Annotated in this window: 3 protein-coding genes; 1 reads left to right on the forward strand and 2 read right to left on the reverse strand. The window is 64.9% G+C overall.

All coding sequences use genetic code 11. The features are described from left to right. Positions 1-2 precede the first annotated feature (2 nt). Positions 3-4868 carry an NAD-glutamate dehydrogenase gene (locus ACI2KK_RS26865; protein WP_404671340.1) on the reverse strand — a complete coding sequence of 1622 codons (4866 nt, stop codon included), beginning with the start codon at positions 4866-4868 and terminating at the stop codon, positions 3-5. A gap of 388 nt (positions 4869-5256) precedes the next feature. Between ACI2KK_RS26865 and ACI2KK_RS26870 the strand changes: the two genes are divergently transcribed. Then, the gene (locus ACI2KK_RS26870; RefSeq protein ID WP_404671341.1) at positions 5257-5610 is read left to right on the forward strand and encodes a hypothetical protein; all 354 of its coding nucleotides are present in this window, start codon (positions 5257-5259) and stop codon (positions 5608-5610) included. On the opposite strand, the gene ACI2KK_RS26875 is transcribed toward ACI2KK_RS26870, so the two are convergent. After that, on the reverse strand, positions 5597-6883 hold the full coding sequence (locus tag ACI2KK_RS26875; protein ID WP_404671342.1) for a phospholipase effector Tle1 domain-containing protein: 1287 nt from the start codon (positions 6881-6883) through the stop codon (positions 5597-5599). The two genes, ACI2KK_RS26870 and ACI2KK_RS26875, sit on opposite strands and share 14 nt — an antisense overlap. Between the last annotated feature and the right edge of the window lie 284 nt (positions 6884-7167).

The raw sequence follows: 7167 nt of genomic DNA on the forward strand, positions 1-7167 counted from the left end.
CCTCAGGACGGCACCGCCACAACCTGCCCGCTCATGGCCAAGTCGACCAGCTCGCGGTTGGCCACCGCGTACATCGCATAGTCGGTGCCGGTGGCGTTGCGCAGGTCGTCGAGCATGGCGCGCCAGCGCTCCACCATCACCCGGTGCTGCTCGCACCACAGCGCCACACGCTCGTCCATGTCCTGCGGGGCATCGGCCATCTGCAGCACCGAGATGGTAATCGCCCGTTGCTGCAGGTCGATATCGTCGCGGAACGCCTCGCGGGCCAGGGCCTGCCAGTTGTTCTCCACCGGCAGGTTGCTGATTTCCTGCAGGTACCAGGTCAGGTCCAGCGAGCTGCCCACGGCAAAGAACGCCTTGGCCACCTGCGCCGGGTCATGGCCGGTGACGTCCGCCGCCTCGATGATCGGCAGCAGGGTGTACAGGTGGCTGGTGCCGGCCACCATGCGCGCCAGCAGCTCCGGCACACCGGCCTCGACGAAGCCCTGATAGCGGACCATCCAGCGTTCACGGGTCGGGCCTTCCAGCAGCTCGTCGAGCTTGAGCCCCAGCTGGGCGATCTTCGGCCCGAAGTGGGCGACGTCACGGCCAGCATCCTGCTCGTTGCGCCGGCTGCGCAGGAACCAGCGGGTGGCACGGCGGCCCAGGCGCATCAGCTCGTCCATCAGCGTCAGTTGCACCTCTGCCGGCACCTGGTAGTCCAGTGCCTCGATCTGGCGGAACCAGTGCGGCAGGTGGAAGATATCGCGCACGATCACATAGGCGCCGGCCACGTTGGCCGGGCTCATGCCGGTGGACTCCTTCAGGCGCTGCACGAAGGTGATGCCCATGTTGTTGACCAGGTCGTTGGCGATCTGGGTGCTGACGATCTCGCGCTTGAGGCGGTGGCGGCGCATGGCCTCGGCGAACTTGCTCACCAGCGACGGCGGGAACGCGGTTTCCATGTCGCGGGTCAGGTAGTCATCGTCAGGCACCAGCGACTTGAGCAACTGCTCCTTGAGGTCGATCTTGCTGTATGAGATCAGCACCGACAGCTCGGCACGGGTCAGGCCCTGGCCTGCGGCCAGGCGCTCGGCCAGTTGCTCTTCGCTGGGCAGGAACTCGATGGCGCGGTCCAGCTTGCCGCGGCCTTCAAGGTCGGCCATCAGGCGCTTGTACTCGGCGATCCGCTCGCGGGCGCGGCGGGCGGCCAGCGACAGCGCCTGGGTTTGCTTGTAGTTGTTGCCCAGCACCAGGGCTGCAACCTCGTCGGTCATGCTGCCCAGCAGCTGGTTGCGCTGCTTCTCGGTCATGTCGCCACCCTGCACCACTTCGTTGAGCAGGATCTTGATGTTGACCTCGTGGTCGGAGCAGTCCACGCCACCGGCGTTGTCGATGAAGTCGGTGTTGGTGGCGCCGCCGTGCAGGCCGAACTCGACACGGCCCAGCTGGGTCATGCCCAGGTTGCCGCCCTCGCCCACCACCTTGCAGCGCAGTTCGTTGCCGTTGACCCGCAGGGCATCGTTGGCCTTGTCGCCGACATCGGCGTGGCTTTCAGTGCTGGCCTTGACGTAAGTACCGATACCGCCGTTCCACAGCAGGTCCACCGGCGCCTTGAGCAGCGCATGCAGCAGCTCGGTCGGGGTCAGGCGGTCGGCCTCGATGGCGAAGCGTTCCTTCATCTGCGGGCTGATGGCGATGCTCTTGGCACTGCGCGGGAAGATCCCGCCACCTTCGGACATGATGCTGCTGTCGTAGTCGCTCCAGGCCGAGCGCGGCAGGTCGAACAGGCGCTGGCGCTCCTTGAAGCTGCTGGCAGGCTCCGGGTTGGGGTCGATGAAGATGTGCAGGTGGTTGAACGCCGCCACCAGTTGCAGCTTGTCGGACATCAACAGGCCGTTGCCGAACACGTCGCCGGCCATGTCGCCAACGCCGATGACGGTGACCGGATCTTGCTGCACGTTGATGCCGCGTTCGCGGAAGTGGCGCTGAACGCCGACCCAGGCGCCACGGGCGGTGATGCCCATCTTCTTGTGGTCGTAGCCGGCCGAGCCGCCCGAGGCGAACGCATCGCCCAGCCAGAAGCCGTAGTCGATGGCGATGCCGTTGGCGATGTCGGAGAAGGTCGCGGTGCCTTTGTCTGCCGCCACCACCAGGTACGGGTCATCATCGTCATGGCGCACCACGTTGGCTGGCGGTACCACGCCACCGTCCTTGAGGTTGTCGGTGATGTCGAGCAGGCCGCTGATGAAGATGCGGTAGCACGCCACGCCCTCGGCGGCGATCTCGTCGCGGCTGCCGCCCAGCGGCAGGCGGCGCGGCAGGAAGCCGCCCTTGGCGCCCACCGGCACGATCACCGAGTTCTTCACCTGCTGCGCCTTGACCAGGCCCAGCACTTCGGTGCGGAAGTCTTCCTCGCGGTCCGACCAGCGCAGGCCGCCGCGGGCAACGTTGCCAAAGCGCAGGTGCACGCCCTCGACCCGTGGCGAGTAGACGAAAATCTCGAACTTGGGCACCGGCTTGGGCAGCTCGGGGATCAGCTTGGGGTTGAACTTGAAGCTGAAGTACGACTTGTTCTGCCCGTTGGCGTCCGGCTGGTAGAAGTTGGTGCGCAGGGTGGCCTTGATCAGGTCCAGGTAGCGGCGCAGGATGCGGTCCTCGTTGAGCACCTGGACGTCGTCCAGGGCGGTGAGGATGGCCTGTTCCAGGCGCAGTTGCTTGTCGTCGAGGTCTTCCTGGGTGAGCTTGCGCGCCAGGTAGAAGCGGGTCTTGAACAACCGGGTCAGCTCGCGGGCGATGTCGGTGTGGTTGTTCAGGGTGCTGGCGATGTAACCCAGGTCAAAGCCCAGGCGGATCTGCTTGAGGTAGCGGGCGTAGGCACGCAGCAGCGCCACATCACGCCATGGCAGGCCGGCGGTGAGCACCAGGCGGTTGAACGCGTCGTTTTCGGCGTCGCCCTTGACGATGTGGACGAAGGCGTCCTGGAACGTATCGTTGAGCTGCTGGATATCCAGGTTCAGGCCTTCGCTGTAGGTGAAGGCGAAGTCGTGAATCCAGAACTCGCGGCCACTGGCGTGGCGCAGGCGGTAGGGGAATTCGCCGAGCACGCGCAGGCCGAGGTTTTCCAGGATCGGCAGCACGTCCGACAGCGCCAGCGGCGTGTCGGCGTGGTACAGCTTGCAGTGCAACTGGCGTTCACCCAACTGCGTGAGCGGCTGGTAGAAGCTCATGGCCAGCGGCTTGGCCTCGGACAAACCGAGCACATGCTGCATGTCGACCACCGCCGAGTGCGCGGCGAAGCGCTCGCGGTAGCCGGCCGGGAAGCCTTTGGGGAAGTCGTCGAGGATGTTGGTGCCCTGGGCCTCGCCGAAGTTTTCCACCACCAGCGCCGAGAAGTCGTCCTGCCACGAACGACAGGCCTGCACCACTTCGTTTTCCAGCTGCTGCGGGTCGATTTCGAGGCGGTTCTTCGGGTCGACCCGCAGAATCAGCTGCACGCGGGCCAGCACCGATTCGGAGAAGAAGGTCCAGAACTCACAGTCGGTGGCCTTCAGGCGCTCCATCAGCACCTGCTGGATCTTCTGGCGCACTTCGGTGGAGTAGATCTCACGCGGCACATAGGCCAGGCAGTAGCAGAAGCGGCCGTACGGGTCCTTGCGCAGGAACACGCGGATCTTGTTGCGCTCCTGAATCTGCACGATCGACATGGCCGTGGTGAACAGCTCGTCGATGGGGGTCTGGAACAGGTCGTCGCGGGGCAGCACCTCGAGTACCTGGGCCAGTTCCTTGCCCAGGTGCGCCTTGGCATCGAAGCCCGAGCGGCGCTCCACTTCAGCGACCTTGCCGCGGATGTAGGGGATGGTGTGCACGCTCTCGCCATACACCGACGAGGTGTACAGGCCCATGAAGCGGCACTCCTTGATGACCTTGCCGTCGGCGTCGATCTGGCGGATCGACACGTAGTCCGGGTAGGCCGGGCGGTGCACGCGGCTCGGTTGCGAAGCCTTGGCGAACGACAAAAGGCGCGGCTCGCGCAGGTAGGCGACGGCGTAGTCCTCGATGCGCAGGTCATCGGCGCCCAGCCCTGCGCGCAGCAGGCGGGTCAGGCCAAGGAACGAGCCCTCGTCGTACTTCAGGTGGCCGCCGTCGGCATCGGACTCGACGGTGAACTCTTCGTAGCCGAGGAAGGTGAAGTGGTTGTCGAGCAACCACGACAGGAAGCTTTGCACCTCAGCCTTGTCGTTCTGCGCCGGGCCAAAGGCGTTCTGCTCGACCAGTTCGAGCAACTGGCGAATCTTGGCTTTCATCGGCTCGAAGTCGGCAACCACGCCGCGCACCTCGGCCAGCACCTGCTCAAGCTCCTTGGCCAGGGTGATGAGTTCGGCCGGGTTGGAGCAGCGGTCGATTTCCAGGTACATCAGCGACTCATGGCCGACGCCCTCGCCTTGCGTGCCCTTGGGCAGCAGTTCGACCAGCTCGCCCTTGGCGCCGCGGCGCACGCTGAGCACGGTGGTTTGCAGGGTGTGGATGCTGTAGCCGCGGCGGTTGAGCTCGGTGCGCACCGAGTCGACCAGAAACGGCAGGTCGTGGTGCAGCACCTCCACCACCGTGTGGGTGGACTGCCAGCCGTGGCGTTCGTAATCAGGGTTGTAGACCCGCACCTGTGGTTGCGCCGGATCGAAGCGCTCGATGATGCGCCAGGCGGAAAGCGTGCAGCCGGCGAGGTCGGACAGCCGGCGCTGGGTGAGTTCGTCCAGAGAGATGATGCCGAAGAACTGTTCGGCGAACAGTGCCACTTGTGGCAGTGACTGCTCGCTGATGTGCTGCGCCAGGGCGGCTTGCAGTTGGTGCTGGAAGTCGGCTTTGCTGGCTGCGGTGAAAAACGCCATCTGTGGTACTCCGCTTGGGCTTTGTTATAGGTGAAGCGTCGCGTAGGTCCGCCGTGTACGGATCAACGATAGCCAACCCGTAGCAAGCCGGACGGTAAACCAGGCGCTGAACGTGCGTTTGCGCACATCCACCGATGGCGCAGCTTAACGACTGAACGGTCACCGAGGCTTGCAGCGCTGCGACATATTCGGTCAAGACCGCACCCCCGGCCCCTGCAGGAGCGCATCAGCTTCAGGCCTGCGCTGTACCTGCAGGAGCCGGCTTGCCGGCGATGAGGCCAGTACCTCCAGCACCAGACAATTGCTCTCACAACGGCCCTACCGGCATACCCCTGGCGCAAACGACGCGGTAGCATGGCGGCCTATTCCCCGAACACAGGCTCCCGCCATGCAACTGAAAACCGCCCTGCTCTTCGCCACCCCCTGCGATGACGAGGAAGACAACATGGCGACCCTGTGCTGCCACAGCGACAAGGGCCAGATGTTCTTGCTGACCCGCTACCCGGACGAAGACACCGTCGACCTGACCCTGGACGACGAGCCCTCGACGCTGGACGGCCTCAAGGTGACCCTGAGCGCCCAGCGCCTGCTGATCGAAGTGGCGGCCGGTGACCGCGACGCGCTCAAAGGCGATGACAGCCTGGAAATCGTGCTGACCTCGGCCGGCACCGACCTGGAAGAGGTGGCGCTGACCCTGCGCAACATCCTCGACGGTACCGGCACCTTCGTCAGCGAGCTCTGAACCCGGCCTGGTCGACAGGGTTGTCGTGCATCACCCGGCCGGCCTGCGCAGGCCGGTCGACGTAAAGGTAGTCCAGCGCACTGTTACGCAAACCCTTGAACGCATTCCAGTGCGCCGAGGTATGCACGTACTTGCCGCGCAGCAGCGCATCTTCCCCTTCAGTGAACTGCAATGCCGGGCAGGCGCCCAGCGCATAGTCGTGCAACTTGCGGCTCAACGGCTGCAGCTCCGCGGGCAGTTGGTGCGCCGGGTCATGCCCGAGCGCCGCGAACGGTACCCCTGCGCGCACGGCCAGTTCGCGCATGATGCTCAGGTAAACCCGGGACAAGTGCCCGTATACTTCACGTTCCCGGTACACCGCGGCATAGACCTGTTTTTCGGCCACTTCCCAGCGCGCCCGGTTGCCCGCCAGTGACTCTTCCCAGGCCAGTACCCGAGGCCTGGGGTCAGCCAGGTCGGCGAAGTCCGAAGCCAGCAGGGCATCAGCCTCGGCATAGGCCGCCGTACGCTCGACCGGCGTCGTTTGCGGTACCCGGTTGGAACCGGGTTTGCTCAGCATCACTTGCTCCTGCATCGACTCCAGGTAACCGCCGCCGATGTCGGAATGCACCCCTGGCACGACGATGTCGTTTTCGCTGCGCAGCAGCGGGAAGTTGCGCCTCCGCTCGTCACCGGCCACCAGTTGCACCTGCTGGCGCGCCTGCTGCTTGCCCAGGCCCAGGCGCAAGCCGTCGTAGCGTGTATTGGCGGGGTCGAAGTTGCCGCGCAGGGGCGCGACGATCGCTGCCACCGTGTCGAACAGGCCGATGAAGTTGATTGATCGCTCGCCTTGCAGGGCCGCCGGCAACCCTGCCTCGCCTGCACCCAGGCGGTTGGCCATGTGCCGGGCAGCTGCGGCGCCGCGGCTGAAACCGAACAGGTCGAACGCCACATGCCCTGCCCCGCCCCGCAACTGTGCGGCCAGCCGCTCGCCGAGGGTGGCCAATGCCTGTTCGACCCGGGCCATCACGCCCGATCCGCCACGGCCGGTGACCTGGGCGAACAGCGAGTCGGGCTGGCCCTGGTTGGTGCCGATGCCCTGTACGTAGAGTTTCAGGTGCTGGCGCCCCCCTACCTTTCCAGTGGGGTACAGCTCATGCAGCAATGCGATGTTGCTGCGGGCATTGGCGTAACTGCCGTTGGCCGGGCTGCCTAGGGTTGCGGTGGCATTGGCCTGGTTGTTGCCGGTGCCGTCGAAGAATACGCCTATGTGGATGGTGGCTTGCTGATTCATCGCCATGTTCCTTCATGAGTTGAAGGGGTCAGCAGGCAACAGGGGGTGGGGGTGGGGGAATCGGGGTAGGTGGATTTGGGTGGGGGAATTTTCGATATGGGGTCGGGGTCGGGGTCGGGGTCGGGGTCGGGGCTTATGGTGATTGCTTTTGGAGATGTATGCGCATTCATTGACGATGGCGGCTTTTAATCACCTTTCCGCCCTTACGGCGGGTAACTTTTTGAAGGATCAAAAAGTCACCAAAAAATCCCTGCTCCCATCATCCGGCCCCCTACGCTGCGCTT

This window comes from Pseudomonas sp. NPDC089406, assembly GCF_044900265.1.
In the GTDB taxonomy this organism is placed as follows: Bacteria; Pseudomonadota; Gammaproteobacteria; order Pseudomonadales; family Pseudomonadaceae; genus Aquipseudomonas; species Aquipseudomonas fakonensis.